The sequence below is a fragment of the Niallia sp. MER 6 genome, assembly GCF_023714395.1.
Lineage (GTDB): Bacteria > Bacillota > Bacilli > Bacillales > Cytobacillaceae > Niallia.
Genome location: NZ_JAMAUK010000037.1, coordinates 11958 through 34043 on the forward strand (window position 1 = coordinate 11958; position 22086 = coordinate 34043).

General features: G+C 40.5%; 22 protein-coding genes. 5 read left to right on the top strand and 17 right to left on the bottom strand.

Translation table 11 applies throughout. The features are described from left to right. Nucleotides 1–9: 9 nt before the first annotated feature. Entirely contained in the window at nucleotides 10–1437 is a 1428-nt protein-coding gene (locus tag M3600_RS25230; RefSeq protein WP_233318974.1) for a TerD family protein, read from the bottom strand. A 201-nt stretch (nucleotides 1438–1638) separates the two neighbouring features. Then, nucleotides 1639–3543 (bottom strand): putative bifunctional diguanylate cyclase/phosphodiesterase, encoded by a 1905-nt coding sequence (locus M3600_RS25235; protein WP_251648021.1) that lies wholly within the window; start codon nucleotides 3541–3543, stop codon nucleotides 1639–1641. Between the two features lie 260 nt (nucleotides 3544–3803). Here M3600_RS25235 and M3600_RS25240 point away from each other — a divergent pair, with 260 nt between their 5' ends. Together M3600_RS25240 and M3600_RS25245 are read left to right on the top strand one after the other, a co-directional pair. Then, on the top strand, nucleotides 3804–3983 hold the full coding sequence (locus M3600_RS25240; RefSeq protein ID WP_233318978.1) for a hypothetical protein: 180 nt from the start codon (nucleotides 3804–3806) through the stop codon (nucleotides 3981–3983). 110 nt (nucleotides 3984–4093) lie between these two features. Next, nucleotides 4094–4933 (top strand): manganese catalase, encoded by an 840-nt coding sequence (locus M3600_RS25245; RefSeq protein ID WP_233318980.1) that lies wholly within the window; start codon nucleotides 4094–4096, stop codon nucleotides 4931–4933. 42 nt (nucleotides 4934–4975) lie between these two features. On the opposite strand, the gene M3600_RS25250 is transcribed toward M3600_RS25245, so the two are convergent. From M3600_RS25250 to M3600_RS25280, 7 genes are all read right to left on the bottom strand, one after another. Continuing rightward, nucleotides 4976–5824 carry an STAS domain-containing protein gene (locus tag M3600_RS25250; protein WP_233318981.1) on the bottom strand — a complete coding sequence of 283 codons (849 nt, stop codon included), beginning with the start codon at nucleotides 5822–5824 and terminating at the stop codon, nucleotides 4976–4978. A gap of 139 nt (nucleotides 5825–5963) precedes the next feature. Beyond that, entirely contained in the window at nucleotides 5964–6122 is a 159-nt protein-coding gene (locus M3600_RS25255) for a hypothetical protein (RefSeq protein WP_233318983.1), read from the bottom strand. A gap of 39 nt (nucleotides 6123–6161) precedes the next feature. Continuing rightward, complete coding sequence (locus tag M3600_RS25260; protein ID WP_233318985.1) at nucleotides 6162–7160, bottom strand: 5-oxoprolinase subunit C family protein; 999 nt, start codon at nucleotides 7158–7160, stop codon at nucleotides 6162–6164. Continuing rightward, nucleotides 7157–7912 (bottom strand): 5-oxoprolinase subunit PxpB, encoded by a 756-nt coding sequence (gene pxpB / locus M3600_RS25265; protein ID WP_251648023.1) that lies wholly within the window; start codon nucleotides 7910–7912, stop codon nucleotides 7157–7159. Before pxpB ends, M3600_RS25260 begins: the two co-directional genes overlap by 4 nt. 175 nt (nucleotides 7913–8087) lie before the next feature. Further along, complete coding sequence (pcp, locus tag M3600_RS25270) at nucleotides 8088–8735, bottom strand: pyroglutamyl-peptidase I (protein WP_251648025.1); 648 nt, start codon at nucleotides 8733–8735, stop codon at nucleotides 8088–8090. A gap of 35 nt (nucleotides 8736–8770) precedes the next feature. Next, the gene (locus M3600_RS25275; protein WP_251648027.1) at nucleotides 8771–9733 is read right to left on the bottom strand and encodes a DUF979 domain-containing protein; all 963 of its coding nucleotides are present in this window, start codon (nucleotides 9731–9733) and stop codon (nucleotides 8771–8773) included. After that, nucleotides 9733–10452, bottom strand: a complete 720-nt coding sequence (locus tag M3600_RS25280) for a DUF969 domain-containing protein (RefSeq protein ID WP_233318994.1) — start codon at nucleotides 10450–10452, stop codon at nucleotides 9733–9735. Before M3600_RS25280 ends, M3600_RS25275 begins: the two co-directional genes overlap by 1 nt. A gap of 309 nt (nucleotides 10453–10761) precedes the next feature. On the opposite strand from M3600_RS25280, the gene pxpA reads away from it, so the two are divergent. After that, nucleotides 10762–11523, top strand: a complete 762-nt coding sequence (pxpA, locus tag M3600_RS25285; RefSeq protein ID WP_233318996.1) for a 5-oxoprolinase subunit PxpA — start codon at nucleotides 10762–10764, stop codon at nucleotides 11521–11523. A 45-nt stretch (nucleotides 11524–11568) separates the two neighbouring features. On the opposite strand, the gene M3600_RS25290 is transcribed toward pxpA, so the two are convergent. The 7 genes from M3600_RS25290 to groES all read right to left on the bottom strand — a co-directional run bounded on the left by M3600_RS25290 (nucleotide 11569) and on the right by groES (nucleotide 20025). Then, nucleotides 11569–12324 (bottom strand): IclR family transcriptional regulator, encoded by a 756-nt coding sequence (locus tag M3600_RS25290; protein ID WP_233318998.1) that lies wholly within the window; start codon nucleotides 12322–12324, stop codon nucleotides 11569–11571. A 198-nt stretch (nucleotides 12325–12522) separates the two neighbouring features. After that, nucleotides 12523–14229 (bottom strand): NAD-dependent malic enzyme, encoded by a 1707-nt coding sequence (locus M3600_RS25295; RefSeq protein ID WP_251648029.1) that lies wholly within the window; start codon nucleotides 14227–14229, stop codon nucleotides 12523–12525. Between the two features lie 42 nt (nucleotides 14230–14271). After that, nucleotides 14272–15240, bottom strand: a complete 969-nt coding sequence (locus tag M3600_RS25300; RefSeq protein WP_233319013.1) for a 2-keto-3-deoxygluconate permease — start codon at nucleotides 15238–15240, stop codon at nucleotides 14272–14274. 193 nt (nucleotides 15241–15433) lie between these two features. Beyond that, complete coding sequence (locus M3600_RS25305; RefSeq protein WP_233319015.1) at nucleotides 15434–16141, bottom strand: response regulator; 708 nt, start codon at nucleotides 16139–16141, stop codon at nucleotides 15434–15436. Then, a complete protein-coding gene (gene dcuS / locus M3600_RS25310) occupies nucleotides 16138–17739 on the bottom strand; it encodes a DcuS/MalK family sensor histidine kinase (protein WP_251648031.1) in 1602 nt (533 codons plus the stop codon). The genes M3600_RS25305 and dcuS overlap by 4 nt, the downstream gene beginning before the upstream one ends. Nucleotides 17740–18056: 317 nt before the next feature. Beyond that, nucleotides 18057–19688 (bottom strand): chaperonin GroEL, encoded by a 1632-nt coding sequence (groL, locus tag M3600_RS25315; RefSeq protein ID WP_233319021.1) that lies wholly within the window; start codon nucleotides 19686–19688, stop codon nucleotides 18057–18059. A 52-nt stretch (nucleotides 19689–19740) separates the two neighbouring features. Beyond that, entirely contained in the window at nucleotides 19741–20025 is a 285-nt protein-coding gene (gene groES, locus M3600_RS25320; RefSeq protein WP_127742660.1) for a co-chaperone GroES, read from the bottom strand. 382 nt (nucleotides 20026–20407) lie between these two features. On the opposite strand from groES, the gene M3600_RS25325 reads away from it, so the two are divergent. Together M3600_RS25325 and M3600_RS25330 are read left to right on the top strand one after the other, a co-directional pair. Next, nucleotides 20408–21136, top strand: a complete 729-nt coding sequence (locus tag M3600_RS25325; protein ID WP_233319023.1) for a CPBP family intramembrane glutamic endopeptidase — start codon at nucleotides 20408–20410, stop codon at nucleotides 21134–21136. Continuing rightward, nucleotides 21133–21348 carry a YdiK family protein gene (locus M3600_RS25330; protein WP_233319025.1) on the top strand — a complete coding sequence of 72 codons (216 nt, stop codon included), beginning with the start codon at nucleotides 21133–21135 and terminating at the stop codon, nucleotides 21346–21348. The genes M3600_RS25325 and M3600_RS25330 overlap by 4 nt, the downstream gene beginning before the upstream one ends. Before the next feature lie 62 nt (nucleotides 21349–21410). On the opposite strand, the gene M3600_RS25335 is transcribed toward M3600_RS25330, so the two are convergent. After that, nucleotides 21411–22073, bottom strand: coding sequence for a redox-sensing transcriptional repressor Rex (locus M3600_RS25335; RefSeq protein WP_233319027.1), 663 nt, complete (start codon nucleotides 22071–22073; stop codon nucleotides 21411–21413). Nucleotides 22074–22086 lie beyond the last annotated feature (13 nt).

The following is a 22086-nucleotide window of genomic DNA, read 5'->3' on the forward strand; positions in this document are numbered from 1 at the left end:
CTATTTTTGTTAAGAAAGAAATTCATTCGGATTAAGCCCAAGCTCCTGACAGATTTCTGCAACTGTTTGCTTTTCTCTTTGGTCGAAGTTTCCGTCTGCATAACCGATAGATATACAATACCGTGCCACAAGCCGCGCAACCTCCGGCTTGGAACGAACTTTCCCAATAGCTCTAAAAGCTTCAGCCCGTCCAATTATTTGGTCATATTCCATTCTTCTTACAAAATGATTAAATTGCTGCTGCACTTTGTTTGTATCAAATACTCGCAGTTCTTCACTCTGATGGATAAACTCTATCATCTTCCGTTCTTCGGCAGGGTCCAGCCTGCCATCTGCCATGCTGACAAGGGCACAGGAGGCAACAACAGCATCAAGAACATCCGGACTTTTAAAGCGCATGAACAGCTCCTTTGCTCTCTGCTTTTGCTGTCTTCCCCACTCCGCATAATCTGTACTAGAAGGTGACCAGGTGTTTCTGCAGCTGTTGCATGTAAATTTCAATTGATTTTTGCCAATAAATCCGCCTAATAGGCCGATTGGGCCAAGAATTAAGCCGCCGATAGCTGCTTTCCCCAATCCGAAGCCCTTCTCTCCTGTTCTTACATTTGTGCTGTTACACCTCGGGCAAGCAATATGGTCACCGCCATACCCTGTTTGGCTTTGGCCAAAGCCTTGCTGCTGATTGCCGCCATGAAAAGGTGCTTGTCCATAGGATGGCTGATTGACAGGAGGATATGTTCCAGCACTGCTAGATGGGTATGTATTTGCATAGGTGTTCGAGTTCTCGTAGTATGGCTGGTTTTGCACAGGTGGAGCAAAGCTATGCGGCTGGGCATTAAAGCTATTTTGCGGTGCTGGTTCGTCATCGACCGTTACACCAAAGTTCCTGCATAAAGCACCAAGTCCTCCTTGGAAGCCGCTTCCGATTGCATTGAACTTCCACTCTCCGTTATGGCGATAAAGCTCCGCAGCCACAATTGCTGTTTCCACGGTGTAATCTCTGCCAAGATTAAAGCGAATTAACTCTGTTTGGTTTCCTTCATTAAACACACGAACATATGCATTAGATATATGGCCAAAATTCTGCCCTTTTTCATATGCATTATGTATGGTAATAGAAAAGGCAATTCGCTGAATGGACGGAGGTACCCTGTTTAAGTCAATTCTTATTTGTTCGTCGTCAAGATGCCCTGCTCCTGTCCTGTTATCTCCGCTGTACATAACAGAGCCGCCCGCTCCGCTCGGATTATTGTAAAAAATAAAATCTTGGTCGCTGAGAACCTTGCTGTTGCCCCCAAGTAAAAATGCGGAAGCATCAAGATCATAATCAGCACCTGTATGATTGATATCCCATCCTAACCCTACTATTACAGTGCTCAAACCTGGATAGGTTTTCGTTAAGTCCACCTTCTGTCCTTTGCTAAGCATTACGCCCATTACTATTCCTCCTTAGCAACTAATTCACCCTTGTGTCCAGTGCCATTGTATTATTTTTATTGTACATGAGTTCGTTATTATTTGGAATTTTCTAACCTGCCTATATACGTACAAAAATAACAAAAAGTTCCCTTTTTCCGTATCCATTCGCGAGAAAAGCAACTGATTCCTTCTTTCCAAAAACAAAAGGCTCCAACTTTGTCAGAGCCTTTCTTGTATGGAAGCAGCAATCGGCCGCCTCTTTAAGTATTCTTCCATTTCTACTGCTGTAATTGGTTTACTGAATAAGTAGCCTTGCATCTCTCTGCAATTTAAATCTCGGAGAAGCCTGCATTGCTCCACCGTCTCCACACCTTCTGCCGTTACATGCATGGAAAGCTTATGCGCCATCGATATAATCAACGCAACAATATCCTGTTCCTTCTGCAGATCTCTAATAAAGGATTGGTCAATTTTCAATCGGTCAATCGGCATTTTTCTTAGTACACTCAAGGAGGAATATCCTGTGCCAAAATCATCAATAGCAATTGTAAGTCCATTCCTCTTCAGCAATTTCAGTTTGTCTATCGCCTCATCAAGATAATTAGTGAGCACACTTTCGGTAATCTCTAACTGGATATGGCTTGGTTTTACTCCTGCTTCCGAAATTGGCTCAAGAATGTTGTCTACAAAATCAGCCTGCTGAAATAATAAAGGTGATATATTGATGCAAATGGTCAGGCTGATTCCTTGTTCATTCCAATATTTTAATTGTCTGCAAGCTTTATTAATGACCCAATTGCTTATAGCACCTATTGTCCCCATTTCCTCTGCAACAGGAATAAAGCGACTAGGAGATATTAGACCAGACACAGGATGATTCCAGCGCAGCAATGCTTCCACTCCAATTACCTTATTTAAGAACACATCAATTTTCGGCTGATACACAAGAAAGAAATGATTATCCATATCTTCTGTTGCTTTTCTAAGTTCATGCTGGAGGTGAAGCCGCTCAACCATAAACACCTTCATGCTTTTTGTAAACAACTGTGAATTATTACGCCCCTTTTCTTTCGCAAAATACATCGCAATATCCGCATTCTTTTCGAGAGTTTCTAACTCTTTTCCATGATCGGGAAAAATAGATATACCAATGCTTAATGTAATATAGAACTTCTGATTTTCAATATGAAGCGGCTCGTTAAAAAGGGAAATTAAATCTTTGGCAATACTTTCCGCTTCCTTAGCAGACTGAAGTCCCGGAAGCATAACAGTAAACTCATCTCCTCCATATCGGGAAACAAGTCCGCTTTTCGGGATACAACCAACAATTCTATCTGCGAGCTCCTTTAACACCTTGTCCCCCATATCGTGCCCAATGCTGTCATTGATACCTTTAAAATGATCTAAATCTATAAATAAAAGCGCAAGCTTCTCATTTGTTGTTCTTGCTTTATTCATTGCCTCATTCATTGAATTGCTAAGCATGCGGCGGTTGGCTAGGTTTGTTAATGGATCGTAGAATGCCAGTCTCTCCAATTTCCGCTGGTATTTACGCTTCTCCGTATTATCTAGAATAGAACCCATAATGGCAGGTGCATCATTATGTATCACACTTAATTTGTGAGAAAGAACCACTACATCCAACAGCGTGCCATCCTTTTTCTGAAGCTGAAGTTCAGCTCTATTGTTGTAAAGACCGACTTCTTCCCCTTCATGAAGTGGCAAAATCAAGTCTGAAAAATGCATGCAAAGCAGCTCTTTACTGTGATAGCCGCTTAATGCAAGCAAAGTAGAATTGACATACGCAAATCTTCCTTCACGAAGGATATAAATTCCTAACAAAGACTCCTCTACTAATGTTCGAAATTTAAATTCAGCTTCTGAAATTCTTTTATTCGATTGTTCATCCTTCAGTCTTTCCCTTCTTATTAGAAGGAAAAGAATAGTACTTGTAACACAGATGAAAATCCAGCCTTTCAGCATTTCATAGGATGCCAAATTTCGCAAATCGCCAGTGAAATAAGGGAGTAGATAAGATGAAAACATAACCCAGCATGCAGAAATGAGTAAATAGATAAACGGTATCTTTAAATCTGATTTATGCAGATTTTTTAGTCTTTTCATCTTCCCCCTCCTAAGGCGTCTTTTTAACAGGATTATTAGTATTAACCAAGAAGGGAAAAGAAATTTATGAAGGATGCAAAGAGTAGATATTACATCGTTATTTCTTTTATAACAAACCTTTAATGTTCATCGTCATAATGTTTTCATTCGGTAATCAAAGACGGTTTTTGTCACCTATCTGACTTGTTGTGTCACTTTTATTTAATCTTCGCTTCATTCTCTTTATTGTACAATTTATATGTAAAGGAGTTGTGTTACATATGCTTTTTGGATCGATAATTTGTTCAATCCGCAAATACCATAAATACAGCTATTATTATAGCGGCGAGTGTATAACATGCGGAAAAATCCGTAAGGAATATGAAAAAGATAAGAACGAAAAACAAGTTATGGAAGAAACTCACAAAACAAATAACCAGGAAGAATCCATTAATAAATGATGAGCCTTGAAGGCTCATTTTTTTTTGGCAATTTTTAGCACTGTGTTTATCTCTAATTTAGCAGGGGTACTTCATAAGCGTAACTGCAAAACCAAAAGGAGGAGATATATGTGTTTCGTCATCAGAAAGAATTACAATTTGAAGTAAAAGTGGACAAGCCAGATCCAATGCTGGCCCGCCAAATTCAAGAGGTTCTTGGTGGACAATTCGGAGAAATGACTGTTATGATGCAATATCTTTTTCAAGGTTTTAACTGCCGCGGGGAAGAAAAATACAAGGACATGCTGATGGACATTGGTACAGAGGAAATCGGGCATGTAGAAATGTTATGTTCCCTTATAAGCCAACTTCTAGATGGTGCATCACCAGATGATCAGGCAGAAGCAGCTAAAGATCCGACGATTGCTGCCATCATGGGTGGAGTCAATCCGCAGCATTTGCTTGTGAGCGGATTAGGAGGTCTTCCAACTAACTCTAATGGAGTGCCGTGGAATGGTTCTTATATCGTAGCAAGCGGAAACTTACTTGCAGATATGCGCTCTAACCTGCATGCAGAAAGTCAAGGCCGCCTGCAAGTTGCAAGACTGTACCATATGACAAAGGATGAGGGTGTCCGCGCTACATTTAGAAAAATGCTTGCTCGCGACAGATATCACCAATATCAATGGCTTGCAGCAATTGAGGAATTGGAAAGCAAAAACGGTGTCGTTGTACCAGCAAGCTTCCCGCCAGAAGCAGAGAAGGAATCACAGCCTGAAGCTTATGAATTCTGGAACCTCTCTGAAGGATCCGAGTCATCTGACGGCTTATGGGCAACTGGAAGCGCCCCTGATGGCACAGGAGACTTCGTCTATGTGAAAGAGCCTGTCGCAAAAGGGAATGTGCCAATAACTAAAGTACCGTCAGAATCATTGCACCATGATTTAAATACATTAAATACATTGAAATAAAAACAACAAAGAGCTGGCCATATCCGCCAGCTCTTTTCCTATTTAAATCACATTTTCTCTTTCAAGGAGAGCAAGTGCTTGTCTTAAGCTTGCCTTCGTCACTAAATTCTTAATGTCGAGACCAAGACTTACCATCGTCTGGGCTATCTCCGGCCTCACTCCAGAGAAAATTGTGCCAATCCCGAGCAGTCTTAATGCATCCATAAGTTTAAACAATTCATTAGCAACCATCGTATCTATAATGATAACCCCAGAAATATCAATGATTAAGTGACTGATTCCCATATCTCTAGTTTTAACCAATGTTTCTTCCATAAGCAGCTGTGCTCTTTCTGTATCTAAATCCCCAATTAAAGGCAGAATAGCGATATTTTCTGTAATCGGCACAACTGGAACAGACAGCTCCAAAAACGCTTTTCTTGAATTATTGAGTGTATTCGCATAGGAATCCACATAAGACAGGCTGAAATTGTACAACGCATAATCCAGTAAAGGATCAATAATATCCTTCACCTCAAAAGCCTCATCGATGGAATAATCCTTTTCTTTCATCTCTGTCTTTAAAACTTCCCAAATTGCTGTTCTGTAGAATGACACATCCTTTAATGCCTCATCTAACGGTACTCCTTCGGAGGATAAATTCGCACCAGTGCTGATTCCCCAATCGGTAAATAAAGAACGAGCTCCTTTTAAATCTGGATAGTTTAACAGGCTTTTACCGAATAAGGAAACAAAATGAGCGCGCAGCTGAAGAATTTCTCCTTCAACAGAGCTGATTTGCGCTAATTTTTCAGAGCTTTCTCCCTCTATTCTCCGCTTATGCACAGTCAGCGCAATTTCTTGTGAATTTTGCAACAGCAAATTCCCTAAATGCTTTATATTTTCACTCATTAACCTGCTCCTCCAATTGATATTCAATAGCTTGTACTACCTATTATAGCAATTTCAGTTGCTACTTTCATAGAATCCTATTGTCTAGAATCTATTGAATTGTAAGGGTGCATAACTAGAGCTTAAAGGAAAAGCTGTCTTAAGCTGTTGCTAAGATAATCTCATCATTAAAGTAAATAACCTCTGTGAGAATCTTGCAGCCTTGCAATTGCTCAAATGCTTCCCGAGCTTCTTGTTCTGTAGTGAATTCAAATTGCGCAATATCATTTTCTGGTGAATAGACGGTTATAACCCACATCCGTTTTTTGCATCTCCTTTTTTATCTTTATTTCCTAATTTACGCTGTTTCATCAACTTTCAATGATAGGCCGGCCTTTAGTTTTTCTAATTGCAGTTCTTGCCTTAAATAAAGCTGTTCGGCCTCTGCTAACGATATTTCTTTAAAGCGGACAATTTCCCCCGGCTTCTTTTGAGCTAGCAGCGGTAGGTCCACCGTTGCGACTTGTGCGATTTTCGGGTAGCCTCCCGTCGTCTGCCGATCTGCCAGCAAGATAATGGGGTTTCCATCCTTCGGCACTTGAATCGTCCCATTTGTTACAGGTTCAGATAGGAGTTCAAATGAATCGGTCATTTCCAAGGGAGTGCCTTCCATTCTGTATCCCATCCGATCTGAATTCGGTGTAATACGAAAATCCTCCTTAAAGAAACGGTCTCTGCTTGATTCAGTAAAATAATCGAATTCTCCGCCTCTTATTACACGTATCACTGTTTCCTTCAGATTAATAAACGGTTCTGGATTAACATGCCAAGCAGTGGCAGCAAAGGATATTGCCCCAGCGCTGCTTTTTAAGTGCTGAAAACGGTGGGCAGCCCCGCCGCAAGTCAGTTTGTCACCTGCTGAAAGAGCCCGCCCTTTCAGCCCGCCGAGTTCTCCTCGCAAATAAGTGCTTTTGCTTCCAAGCACCTCCTGCACATCAAAACCGCCAGCAACAGCCATATACGTTCTGCAGCCTGAACGGGAAGCTCGGAACCGAAGCAGACTTCCCTTTTTTATCCACACTGGCCTCCATAGCGGGATTGACTCTTCTTCTATAACCGGAGCCAAATCTCCGCCTGTAACAGCAATAAGCAAGTCTTCTTCAACAAGGAATGACCCGCCCATTAACGTCATCTCCAGCCCTGCCTCATTCTCCTTATTGCCGACGAGCAAATTAGCAATACGCAAAGAGATAGAATCCATTGCTCCGCTGACAACTACTCCATATTTTTGATAACCGTATCTGCCCAGATCCTGCAAACTTGTCAGCATACCAGGGCGCTCCACTCTTAAGCTCATAGCACTGTCTCCTTATATTCCTTATACTCTTCTATTGAAATCGGCTTAAATCGGACAATATCACCAGATGTTAATAGAGTTGGCGGATTCTTGTCTGGATAAAAGAGGTTAATTGGTGTTCGTCCAATGATCTGCCAGCCCCCTGGGGTGGAAATCGGATAAACACCAGTTTGCATGCCAGCAATACCGACAGAACCTGCTGGTATTGATAATCTTGGAGAAGAATGGCGCGGTGTGGCAATCTGTTCAGACATTCCTCCTAAATAGGGAAAGCCAGGAGCAAAGCCAATCATATAAACGAGATATTCTGCTTGTGAATGGATATCTATTACTTCTGCCGGTGTTAATTGATGATATTTTGCCACTGCCTCTAAATCAGGGCCAAGCTCTCCCCCATAGCACACAGGAATATCAACCACTCTTTTTTCCCTTCTTTTTGACGTATGAAGACTCTTTAATCTTTCCTGCAGAATAGATTGGACAATACTATATGGTGACAAATCCTCTGGCTTGCCTTTCCCTTTATACATTTGAAAGACGAGTAAAGGACTATAAAAGATGGTCACACTAGTAAAAGCTGGCACACATTCTATAAAGCCGGGAAAAGAATTTGCTTCTATACAGTCTGTAAATGCCTTTACCTCTTCATGTACATCGGGACTTATTTCTGTGCCGAATTGGAGAAGTATCCCTGAGTCTCCGAGTGGTTTCATTTGAGTATCTGGTTTGTCACCGACAATATTTTCTCCCATATTATCCCCCCTTCTTAAATTCCGATTTTCGGAATTACAGTTCCGCATATTAGATTATAAAACTATTATAATTATCAGAAATTTAAAACGCAACTTCTCTGAATAGAAAAGTGACATGAGCAACCATTACTCATGTCACTTTTATCTATTCTTTAGACAGCACTATATTTCCTGTTTAATGAGTCTGTCCGCCTATTTCCTGAATGTCCTTTTCAGTAACAACCGCTGCTTCAACTGCTGTCTTCAGCCCTTTAACTATCGTATCAAGTGCCATGCTTGGCTGACCTGGATGTGCTGTCGCCTGCTCAGGAAGGAATGGAATATGAATAAAGCCGCCTTTTATCTTGTTACCCATTTGCTCTAATACATTCATTAGACCATAGAAAATATGGTTGCAGACAAATGTGCCTGCAGTCTGGGAAACAGAGGCTGGCACTCCCTCCTTTCGCATTGCTTTCACGATGGCCTTGATGGGAAGTGTAGACCAATAGGCTGCTGGACCTCCTTCTACAACGGCTGTATCAATCGGCTGCTGTCCTTGATTGTCTGCAATCCGTGCGTCATTGACATTAATCGCAATCCGCTCAATCGTAACATCAGGACGGCCGCCTGCTTGACCAACACAAATAACCAGCGCTGGCTTTATTTCCTTTATATATTCTTTTAATCTCGCTATTGATTCATCAAAAACAGTTGGAACTTCTCGTACTTCTATTAAATAATCTCCAATTTTAACACCATCAAGCTTTTTAACAGATTCTAAAGCTGGGTTAGTTGCTTCTCCTCCAAATGGATCAAATCCTGTCAGCAAAATCTTCTGCATTTCATATCCCTCCTAATTGTTTGGTTAATACGAAATCAAAAATGGTATACAAGGAAAAACATCAGCAGCATATTAATAATAAACACTGGTATAGCCACAGGTATTTGTGCTTTAATGACTGCATTTTTATCCTTTAAATTCAAAAGCATTGCTGGAACAATATTAAAATTAGCAGCCATCGGCGTCATCAATGTTCCACAATAGCCTGCAAACATACCAAGTGCTGCCATGATAGCAGGATTGCCGCCATGGAGCTGAACAATCAAAGGAAGCCCGATTCCTCCTGTTATTACAGCAAAAGCAGCAAAAGCATTTCCCATAATCATCGTGAACAGCAACATTCCGATACAATAAGCAGCTACAGCTACAAAAGCATAATTTGTCGGCAGGAAATCTCCGACAATTCCTGATACAACATCACCGACGCCTGCCTTAGAGAATATTCCGCCTAATGCTGCGAGCATCTGCGGCAAAATAACTGCCCAGCCTACAGCTTGAAGGAGACGGCTCCCTTCATTAATAGGAACTGTTGCCTTTGCCTTTGTGATTAGCTGTGCCGCTATAAAGGCGATAATTGTTGCAAGCCCAAGAGCAATCAATGTAACATTCTCCGGATTTACAAGCTGGACAGAACCAAACTTGATTTTTCCAAGAGTCAGTGTTCCTACAATGGTGAGAACTGGAATCAAGATAGCTGGAAGGAATATTTTATTTCTAAGTCTTTCTGCATGCCCTTCTCTTTCAGCAGAATCTGATTCTTCCTCTTTTGACTTTGTCACCTTTCCAATTGAAGCAACTATCACCATCACTAATACAAGGTATCCAACATAAAGCGGCGGGATTTGTTTGCCAACCAGGAAAGTTATCGCAAAAATCCCCCAGAAAATAGTGGAACCCCACCGGGTTGGATGATTCTTATCCAATGCAACACGAACTGCAACGAAGGCAACGATAATACCTAATAAGTAATAAAGTGTATCAAGCGTTATTAAGTGCATTACATTACCTCCTCATCTTTGTTCGTTTTTGCCAAGTTGTTTAAACTGCCGTTTTTTCCTGCCGCTTTGGCAATACGCCTATCAAGTCTGTTAAAACGGAACCAGCTTACAATCAATGCAGTAATGGCAGTAGGAATGCCCCATAATGCCATATCCCAAACCTCTACATGAATGCCGACTGAATCAAAGAAACCCTTCATCAGCAGGATTGCACCTGTTGCGATAAAGATATCCTCTCCGAAAAACCAGCCTGTATTTTCGGCAGCAGCAGAATGTGCCTTTATATCATTTTTTGTTTTTTCCGACAGATCGCCATATCGTGCAGCCGCCGCTCCTTCAGCCATTGGTGCAACAAGAGGCCGGACCGTTTGAGCATGTCCGCCGATATTAAGGCCTATTGCCGCAGAACCTTCGCGGATAAACAAGTAAGTCAACAACACACGTCCTGTTGTTGCATTTTTTGCTTTTTTAATTAAAGATTCTGCTCGCTCTTTCAGACCATAACGCTCGAGCACCCCAATCACCGGCAATGTCAGGATAATTGGTAAAGACATATAGCGGTTATCGATAAAGAATTGCCCAAATAAAGTTAGTATTTCATTAAAAGAATAGCCTGACACAAGGCCTGTTACAATACCTGCAACGGTAACAACCAGCAATGTGTTAAAACGAAATGCAAAGCCAATTGCCACAACAAGAATTCCTATTAGTTTAATCATCTATAAGATTACTCCCTTCTATGTATCTATTACTTTAAGTATGACGACATCCATTTCTAACAGTTCCGATTTTCGGAACTGAAGTTCTGAATTATTAGATTTATCTGTTATATTATACTAGTAAGAATAAAAATACAATATAATTTATTATTTCAAACTAACATTATCGAAAAGACCCTACATGTAGAGGTTTAAATCAACTAATTTAAATATTATAAAAATTTGCTGATATGCATAAATACTGTTTTATGCTACGATATTCGAAACAATAGTTCCTTAAATCGGAATATTAAGTTGGGAGGCATTTTTTTGTATAAAGTTGATTTGAACTGTGATTTAGGTGAAAGTTTCGGAGCATATAAGATAGGAATGGATGAAGAGATTCTTCGCTTCGTTACATCAGCAAATATTGCCTGTGGTTTTCATGCTGGCGACCCATCAGTGATGAGGAATACGGTAAAGCTTGCACTCAATAATAACGTTAAAATCGGTGCACATCCAGGCCTTCCCGATTTAGCTGGGTTCGGACGACGAAACATGAATATCTCGCCACAAGAAGCACATGATATTGTCATTTACCAGATTGGCGCTTTGTCTGGCTTCGTCAAAGCAGAAGGTGCAAAGATGCAGCATGTTAAGCCCCATGGAGCGTTATACAATATGGCTGCCAAAAACAGCCTTCTTGCAACTGCAATAGCAGAAGCAGTCTATAAAGTTGACCCAGAATTAATACTATTCGGTTTAGCTGGCAGTGAACTAGTCACTGCTGGTGAAAGAATCGGTCTGCAAACAGCAAATGAAGTATTTGCCGATCGCACATACGATAGCGGCGGTACGTTAACACCGCGAACAGAGCCAGATGCCCTTATCCATGACAAGAACCAAGCGGTCGGCCAAGTAGTCCGCATGGTTAAGGAAGGAAAAGTCACTACTAGACAAGGAGCAGATATATCTGTCAAAGCTGATACTATTTGCATTCATGGCGACGGCTCTGAAGCTCTCACTTTTGCCCAGCAAATCAAGGAAACCCTTGAAAAATCAAGGATTGAGATTACCCCTTTCCGCTCTTAAGGACAGATAAAAAGGACATGAGATTATACATCCATGTCCTTTATCTTATTCTATATATCCCAATTTGCGGGAAATCTCCAATGCAGCTGCCTTCACTTTCTCAGAAAGCGGCCCCAGCTTGTCCTGCTTATAATTAACATCAAGCCCAGCAACGCTAATGCCTGCTACGATTTCTCCTTTAAAGTTAAAAACCGGTGCAGCAAGAGCAGCCGAATAATCCTCTAGCTCTGAATAACTGACAGAGAAACCATTTTCCCTTGATTCCGTAATCAGCTGACGCAGTTTTTCTCTGTCTGTGATTGTACCTGACGCAATTGGCTGTAATTCTGTTTCATCAATATATTTCTCCCGCTCCATATACGGCAGGAAAGCAAGAATAACACGAGAGCAAGCACCCGCATAAAGAGGTGTCCTTCTCCCAATTGCCGTATAAAGCCTCACAGGCTGTTTCGTGTCCAGCTTTTCAATATAAATGGCCTCATTTCCATCGCGGACAATCAAGTTAACTGCTTCGCCAACCTCCTGGTGAAGCATATGCATTACAGGCAAAGCTAACTGCCTAATATCAAGCCTCTCTGACACCAAATGGCCGAACTGAAGAAACAAAAGCCCAAGCGAATATTTCCCATCCACATCCTTATCAAGTAAACCCATTTCCTCGAGCGACAGCACCATCCTGTACACAGACGTCTTTGGAATACCTGAAAACTGAACAATCTCATTAAAGCTCAGCTTTGAATGGTGAAGGAAAAGATTAAGAATGTCCATTGACTTTACTACCGTTTTATTTTTGCTTTGCAAGAGCATCCCTCCTTTTTGAGCATGGTATTTCCGTTTTCTTTCTGCCACTATTATACCTTATTGGTAAGGGGGGAAGCATAGAAATTGTATAGAAAAAAGCTGTTCACCAGTAGTACAGATGAACAGCTTTCCATTGTTTAAATAATTATCTTCAGTAAGTTTGAGAGAAAACTTCTTTCTACCTAATTTAAAGCGCACTTAAACTCTCGTCCAAATCCCAACACTCTTAATTTCCTTATACTCAGGCTGCCAAACAGCATCAACTACAGCTTTTGGTACGTCATTGGAAATATCTGCTTTTGCGATACCTTCCTCTAGTGCAGCCTTAGCTACTTCAACAGCCACATAGATTGATACATCATGTAGTTTCTCAATTGACGGCAGCAATGACGAGCCTGGCTCAGTATTGTCGCACATCTCTGCTACAGCATTTGCAGCTGCTGCGAACATTCCTTTTGAGATTACTTGGGCTTTTGCAACAATCGCTCCAAGCCCTAGACCTGGAAATACAAATGCGTTATTAGACTGTCCGATTTCATAGGAAACACCGTTATATTCTACATTATCAAATGGGCTTCCTGTCGCAATTAACGCTTTGCCGTCTGTCCATTTAATTAAATCTTCTGGTATGGCTTCTGCAAGATGAGTCGGATTAGACATAGGCATGATGATTGGACGTTCAACATGCTTAGCCATCTCCTTCACTATTTCCTCTGTGAAGGCGCCAGCTTGACCGGAAGTACCGATAAGAATGGTAGGTTTTACTCTCTTCACTACTTCCATTAATGGAATGATTCCGTCCTCGTTTCTCTCCCAGCCCTCTACTTCCTCTCCTTCTCTTACGTAAGGAAGTTGGAATTTCAGGACATCCGGTGTTTCATCTGTCAGTAATCCTCGATAATCAATTGCCCAGAAACGGTCGTATGCTTCTTCTTCTGTCAATCCTTCAAGGACCATTGCATCTGCCATTTGGTCTGCGTTCCCGATCCCCGCAGCACCTGGTCCAAAGACAACAATACGCTGATCTTTCAGAGAAGTTTCTGTGACCTTTAATGCAGACATAACCGCTGCAAGCGTAACAGCACCTGTTCCTTGGATATCATCATTAAATGTAAGGATTTTGTCACCGTATTTTTCTAAAATATTTCGAGCATTTACATTGCCAAGATCCTCCCAATGGATAAGCACTTCTGGGAGGAATTTTCTGGCAGTCTGTACAAATAAATCAATGAATTTATCATAACGTTCACCGCGGACACGGGCGAACTTGTTACCAATATAGATAGGGTCGTCAATTAAAGATTGATTGTTTGTGCCAACATCCAATACGATTGGCAGGACGCGGCTTGGATCAATCCCAGCTGCCGCTGTATAAACAGCCAGTTTACCGATTGCAATATTAATACCGCCTACCCCTTGATCCCCGATTCCAAGGATACTTTCAGAGTCAGTGACAACGATTAAGTCTATGTCATTTTTTGAGACCCCAAGATTAGCAAATCCTTTTTCAACACCTTCAGGATGATCAATGGAAAGATATAATCCACCTGGGCGATGATAGCTATGAGAGTATGTCTGAATCGCTTCTCCGACAGTAGGTGTATAGATGATTGGAAGCATCTCTGCTAAATGATCTTTTAAAAGTCGGTAAAAAAGGACAACATTCCGGTTATATAAATCATAAAGCAAACCGTTTTTGAAAAGATTTGTAGTCCGCATGGAATATTGCTCATAGGCTCTGTTAGCCTGTTCATCAAGGGTAAGCACGTGAGGCGGCAACAGGCCGTCAAGTCCAAGCTCTTCCCTTTCCTCTCTAGTAAATGCTGTTCCCTTATTGATAAAAGGATTAGACAGAACTTCTTTTCCTTTTAATGTTGTAATAATTACATTATCAGGCACGCTCATTATGGAAATCCTTCTTTCTATAGAAATTTAATATATTTTTTATCATGCAGCCTTTGTTATAAGCTTTTTAGCTTTTTTCTTTTCTGACCGTTTATATACATAGCTGACAATAATCGGACAAACGATTGCAGAAACAACACATGCTGCTGCAACTTGCGCAGTAGCTGCTGGTGCTATTGCAGAAAGTGTTGGATCTGCTGCCGCAACTACAGCTGGTGTCGCTACAGCGTTACCTGCAGTTGACCCTGTTGCTAAACCGACGATAGGATTTTCTTTGAATAATTTCAAAAGCAAGAAAGCACCAATTCCTGTAAATGAAGCGATTAATCCTAGTAGTAAGCCTGGACCACCCGCTTCTACAATTGTATTCAGATTCATGCCTGCCCCTAATGGGAAAGAGAAAAATGGGATTAATAATAACTTACTGCTTCCAAGAAACTTTCTCATATCCGGATCGATATTTCCTAAAATCATCCCAATTACGATAGGAATTAACACGCCTACAAGTGCTTGAAAAGGAATAGAAGCAAGGCCGGATGCACCTAAAGCAACTAATGTGAAAAATGGACCATCTTTTAAAGAAAATAATGCGTATGCCCCTACATCTGTTTCGTCACCATAAGATGAAGCTAGTGAAGCATATAACCCACCGTTAGCGTTTAACAATGCTGCAAGGATAGCTAGTGGTGACAATCCTAGAATACCAGCCGGTCCAAAAACCATCGCTATAAAGATACCTAGACCTGCACCTACTATAAATTTACCAGATAATAAAATTGCACCTTTTTTAATCGCTTTTGGTGCTAGTTTAAAGTTAATTTGTGAACCAATTAAAAACATAAAACAAGCTAAAATAGTTGATGATGCCTCTTTACTGAATAATGCCGTTGTAAAATGCCCTATTTCTAAAAACTGTGGAAAAAAAGTGTTTGTTAGTACCCCTAAAAATAACGGAACTACCATCATTCCGCCTGGAATTTTATCGAGCGTCTTCTTAATTGGAATTTGCATATTTAATCCCCCTTGTCATTTTTATCATCATGTAAAAAATCCAAATTCCCTTTGCAATCGCGATAGTGTGATTGCAAATATTACTCCCCTTTGTTACGTGTACATCATATTCCCCTGTAAACCGTTTTCATAGTTTAATAAAGTTTAATAATTCTTTTTGTAAATAAAAAAAGTAAGCAGCTTTCCTAACTGCTTACAAAAAATTTTTAATTAAGTGTTCTTTAAATTGATTATATTCATGCTGATACACAGGCCTTCCGACTGCTCCATAGATAACCTTAACCTCCAGGATTCCTGTATCCTTAAGAAAATTAAGATACTTTCTGGCAGAAACTCTTGAGATGCCTACAATATTTACAATGTCATCAGTCGAAAAAGGGTCTGCCTTTAATCGCTGAATGGCATCCCATACTTGCTTTAACGTATCCTTCGCTAACCCCTTTGGCAGCTCCTCTGCGATGACATGTTCATCTCTGTGCAAAAGTAAGGAATCCAGCTCCTGCTGACTTACTGAATCTTGCTTATCAATTAACCGAGTTTGTTCAAGATAGGTAGTAAGTGCCGTGTTAAACCGGTCAAACTCAAACGGCTTGATTAAATAGTCGACAATCCCATATCTTAATGCCCTCTTTATTCGATCAAGATCGGATGCAGCAGAAATGATGATCACATCAATTTCAAGTTCATTTTTCCGCAGATGTGCTAATAGTTCAATCCCAAGCTTTCCCGGCATAAAAATATCCAAAAGGATAAGCTGGATTTCTTCTGTATTTAGTAATTGTATAGCTTCATCAACTGATGTAGCTGTTGCCGCTAATCGGAACCCTTCAATTTTGGCAAGATATCGTTTATTAATTTGTGCTACCATCGGGTCATCTTCAACGATCATTACATTAATCAATTCTCTTTATCCTCCTCTTGATATGATATATACACAGCAAAACTCGTTCCCTTTCCTGGCTTGGACGAAATAATCAGTTCTCCTTCCAGCCTTTCAATTGCTTGCGCCAAAAGGTATAATCCGTATCCGCGGTTATTTCCTTTAGTAGAAAAGCCTTTATCTAGGATTTTGTTTTGGAGTGAATTCGTCATTCCCATTCCTGTGTCTTTAACCTCGATTGTTAAAATATCCTCTGCATAATCCAGTTTAAGATGGACCTTTTTATTTATACTGTTTGCAATAGCCTCTATTGCATTATCCAAAAGATTGCCAATAATCGTAATCAGCTCATGTGTAATTTCCGAGTTTGCCGGCTTCGGCAGCTTATTGGCACAATCAAATGAAAAGGAAACTCCTGATTCTCTTGCAAAGCTTAGCTTCCCAATCAGAAAACCAGCAAGCACAGGATCTTGGACTTTCCTTGTCACAAAGTCCATTTCCGTTTCCCGATGATTAACCGTTTCACTTACATAATCAGCAAGTGTATCATATTGTTCCGTTCTGACAAGACCTAAGATAACATGGAGCTTATTCATAAATTCATGAGCTTGAGCACGGAGAGCATCCGCATAATTACGGACACCTGTCAGCTGTTCAGCCAGATGCTGGACCTCTGTTTTATCCCGAAATGTAGCGATGGCTCCTACAGCCTGATTTCCAACAACGACCGGTACCCGGTTTACTAAAATAGTAACCCCCTGCAGGTTCTGTTCTTGATCGAGCTCTGTTTCACCTGATTTGATAATGCGAGTTAACCGGGTTTCTGGCAAGTAATCCTCAATATTTATCCCCATTGGCTCTTCCTCAAGACCTGCCTTTTTAAAAAGCTTACTCGCTGCCTTGTTAACAAGGGTGATTTTTCCTTCCTGGTCAATGGCTATAATGCCCTCACGTACAGACTGAAGCATAGAACTGCGCTCTTCAAGCAGCTTCGCAATAACAAACGGCTCAAGTCCTAAAAGGATTTTTTTAATATACCTTGCTAGAACGACCGCACCAATTATTCCAATCATAAGTCCGATTAACGTCCCCAAAACAATTCCCATCCGTCCTTTATCAACAGCCTCTGTAACACTTTTCAAAGAAATCCCGACAGCAACCGCTCCAATTTGTTTGCCCTGTGCATCCTTTATTGGGGTAAATGCCCTCATAGATTTACCGAGCGTTCCTTTTGAAATGGAAACATACTCCTCCCCTTTAAGAACAGGGCCTTCATCTCCCCCAAAGAAATGCTTACCCACCTTACTAGACTCCGGGTGAGACAGCCGAATTCCCTTCATATTCATAACAACAACAAAGTTCACATTCGTTTTGTCTTTTATTACATTAGCAAATTCCTGTAATTCCGCTTGATTAGCTTGTCCTTCAAGAGTCTTGATTACAGCTGGAGTAACCGCCATTGTCCTTGCAACATCCAGCGCCTTTTCTTTCTGTGTCTCTTCTACACTGGAAGTAATACTTTTACTTATAAGCAAGTCGGTTATCCCAAGTGATAACGCAACCACAATACATACAAAAATAATTATGATAGCTTGTAAACTAAGTTTGCCCTTTTTCATAAATTCCTCCAAGTTTATCGAAGTTTCAACATGTATCCAAAAAGCAAAGACTGCTAAACACCTATTACTTAATTAATCATCTTAGCTATATCCGTAAATATGTTTGATTGATATTTATTAAACGCTTTCATTCAAATAGTTTATAATTATCCCATTTTATTATAGTACTTGAAACAAGCAGGGCGATTTATGTAATTAAAAAAAGTATCCATTGGGATAGTAACGCAAAAAAACCCCACTTCTTTAAAAAAAGAAGTGGGGTTTAGTATTAGGTAAAATAGTTGCAACTATTTATCAGATGTTAGGCGTAAACGGCCTTACATCATGCCGCCCATTCCACCCATGCCGCCCATATCAGGCATTGCAGCGCTACCTGCTGGTTCTGGCTTGTCAGCAACTACTGCTTCTGTTGTTAAGAACATAGCAGCAACGCTTCCTGCGTTTTGAAGCGCAGAACGAGTAACTTTAGTTGGATCAACAATACCAGCTTCGATCATGTTAACCCATTGACCGTTAGCAGCGTTGAATCCTGTTCCAACTGCTTCGTTTTTAAGGCGCTCAACGATAACTGATCCTTCAAGACCTGCGTTGTGAGCAATTTGACGAACCGGCTCTTCGATTGCGCGAAGAACGATGTTGATACCAGTAGCTTCGTCGCCTTCTGCTTCAATAGAAGCAACTTTGTTGTATACGTTTAGAAGTGCAGTACCACCACCAGCTACAATACCTTCTTCAACTGCAGCACGAGTAGAGTTCAATGCATCTTCAATGCGCAATTTGCGCTCTTTTAATTCTGTTTCAGTCGCAGCGCCGACTTTTACGACAGCAACTCCGCCTGCAAGTTTAGCAAGACGCTCTTGCAATTTCTCACGGTCGAATTCAGAAGTAGTTTCTTCTAATTGAGCGCGGATTTGGTTGATGCGTGATGCGATGTTTGCTGAATCTCCAGCACCTTCTACAATTGTTGTGTTTTCTTTCGTAACAACAACTTTCGCAGCGCGGCCTAATGATTCGATTGTTGCAGATTTAAGATCTAAGCCAAGATCTTCTGTAATAACCTCTCCGCCAGTCAATACAGCGATATCTTCTAGCATTGCTTTGCGGCGATCACCAAAGCCTGGTGCTTTAACAGCAACAGCTGTGAAAGTTCCGCGAAGTTTGTTCACTACCAATGTAGCGTTTGCTTCACCTTCTACATCTTCAGCTACGATCAATAATGGCTTGCCTTGTTGAACTACTTGCTCAAGCACTGGCAGGATTTCTTGAATGTTAGAAATCTTTTTGTCAGTGATTAAGATGTATGGGTTGTCAAGAACAGCTTCCATTTTATCTGAATCAGTTACCATGTAAGGAGATACGTATCCGCGGTCGAATTGCATACCTTCTACTACATCTAATTCAGTTGTGAAGCCTTTAGATTCTTCAATTGTGATTACACCGTCGTTGCCAACGCGTTCCATAGCTTCTGCGATCAATTGGCCAACTTCTTCGTCAGCAGCAGAGATAGCAGCTACTTGTGCGATAGAAGCTTTGCCTTCGATTGGTTTTGAGATAGCCTTCAACTCTTCAATAGCAGTTGAAATCGCTTTGTCCATCCCTTTGCGGATACCCATTGGGTTTGCACCAGCAGTTACGTTTTTAAGTCCTTCACGGATCATCGCTTGTGCCAATACTGTAGCAGTTGTTGTACCGTCCCCAGCAACATCGTTTGTTTTGCTTGCAACTTCAGCTACAAGTTTAGCACCCATATTTTCAAATGCATCTTCCAACTCGATTTCTTTTGCGATAGTAACACCGTCATTTGTAATTAGCGGTGAACCGTATTTTTTTTCAAGCACGACATTGCGTCCTTTAGGTCCAAGTGTTACTTTAACTGCATCAGCAAGTGCATCTACACCACGAAGCATAGAGCGGCGCGCTTCTTCACTAAATTTAATATCTTTAGCCATTTTAAAAAACCTCCTCAAGAATTTATGTTATTTCTTATATATTAATTTCAAATTATTGTACAATTGCCAAAATGTCGCTTTCGCGAAGGATTAAATATTCTTTCCCTTCATATTTAACTTCAGTTCCAGAATATTTTGAGAAGATAATTACATCATCAACAGATACATCAAGTGCAGCACGCTCTCCGTTGTCTAGAACACGGCCGTTACCAACTGCTACTACTTTGCCTTCTTGCGGCTTTTCCTTAGCAGAGTCAGGTAGCACGATGCCACTTGCAGTTTTTTCTTCTGTTTCAACAAGCTCAATAACAATACGATCTCCTAATGGCTTTAACAAGTGAAACAACCTCCTCAAATAATATGTAAATTTATTATTATTAGCACTCATCACTCTTGAGTGCTAACACAATTATTATATTAATTAATCTTTTTATAATTTGCAAGAGACAAGCCTTAGATTTTACAAAAAATTATACTGCCCTGTACACGCCTTTAAGAAGTATACACTCTTTCTTCGACTTTATTCATAAAATCTCCTCTTTTTTAATGTGTTCTATTTGAGTAAGCACGCACTTATTAGTAGAATGAATAGTATGTGTATTACTAATTCTAATCATGTTTGTGCAAAAGACAGCATTTGCTGAATGCGAAGAATACTAATGCTCAAAAGTTTATATGATTAATTTATATATTAGAATATCGAAAAGGAGTACGATATCTTGAAAAAAGAATATTGGATTATTGTAATATCGTATATTGCTATGCAATTATCTACCTTAATTGGCGTTCCGATTGTCATGTTTTTCGGCAACCTTATGGGATATGATTCTGCAGAGCTTGGCATGGCTTCTGTCGTTATTTGGCTGATTTTCAGCTTCCTTGTCACATTGCTCGTTGTTCTTTTCCTGCTTCGCCATGAGATGAGGAATCCGCTCCGCGAAAATCCCGCAAGCATCCCTGCAAGCATTGGCTGGGCAGTGGCAGGTATCTTTCTTTCCTTAGTTGCTCAATCAATAGCCGGTTCAATCGAAATGGCATTAGGAATTGAACAAGAATCAGAAAATACACAGCAGCTTATGACCTTTGTTGAGTATTCTCCGCTTGTGATTATAGTTATCAGCGTTGTCGGTCCAATCTTAGAAGAAATCATTTTTCGGAAAATCATATTCGGGGTACTCTATAAACGACTAGGCTTTTTCCTGTCTGCATTGATCAGTTCTCTTGTCTTTGCAGCAGCACACATGGAATTTGTACATATCTTGCTGTACGCCAGCATGGGTTTCACCTTTGCTTTCCTTTATGTAAGAACAAAAAGAATCTGGGTTCCTATTTTTGCTCATGTGTCAATGAACACACTGGTTGTCATCATCCAGTTTAATCTGGATGCCATCCAGGAATGGCAGCGAAATATGGAGAACATTTCACAATTTATTGGAGGATTTTTATGAGGAAATCAGCATTACTCTCTGGAATACTTTATTTAATACTTGGTGCTTTATTTACCTATTTTGCTGTTCAATCAGTCCGTGATCATGGAGGATGGGGCTTCTTCTCCTATATACTTGTCATACTGGCGACATTTGATATAGGCACTGGAATCCGGCTCATTTCCTTCCATTTTATGATTAAAAAGGCTACCCGCAAAAATCAGGAGAGATAATGCCATATATAATAAAAAAAGCAATTATAAATGGAAGCATTTATAATTGCTTTTTTTGTGGCTCATTCCTCTTCCGCTTCATCTGCTGGAGTCGGATAGTGTTTAAGGAAGTAGACTAGAGATTGAAGTTCAACAGCCAAGTCGATATGATGAATTCGTACACTAGCAGGCACAGTCAGCCGAGCTGGTGTAAAGTTCAGAATGCCTTTAATAGAGCAGTCTATTAAACGATCAGTAATCGTTTGGGCAACTGCTGCCGGAACAGTTAAGATGGCAACCTGGATATCATGCTCTAAAATGACCTTCTCCAAATCATCCATATGATGGATATCTACCTCTCCAATTGACGTTCCTGTCTTATCTTCTGCAATATCAAATGCCACTTCTATTTTTGTATTGTTGTTTTTCAAGAAGTTATAGTTTAAGAAGGCAACCCCTAAATTACCCACACCAATCAGGGCAACCTTCGTCAGCTCATCTTGGTCCAATGTCTTCCGGAAAAAGGAAAGCAGGTAGTTTACATTATATCCGTAACCCTTTTTCCCTAATGCTCCAAAATACGAGAAGTCCCTTCTGATGGTAGCTGAATCTACCTTAACTGCCTCACTTAATTCGGCAGATGAAACCCTTTGTTTCCCTGAAGAATGTAAATTTTTTAAGAAGCGATAATATAAAGGCAACCGCTTAGCAGTAGCTTGCGGTATCTTCATTATCTCATTGCTCATTGTAATCCCCTAC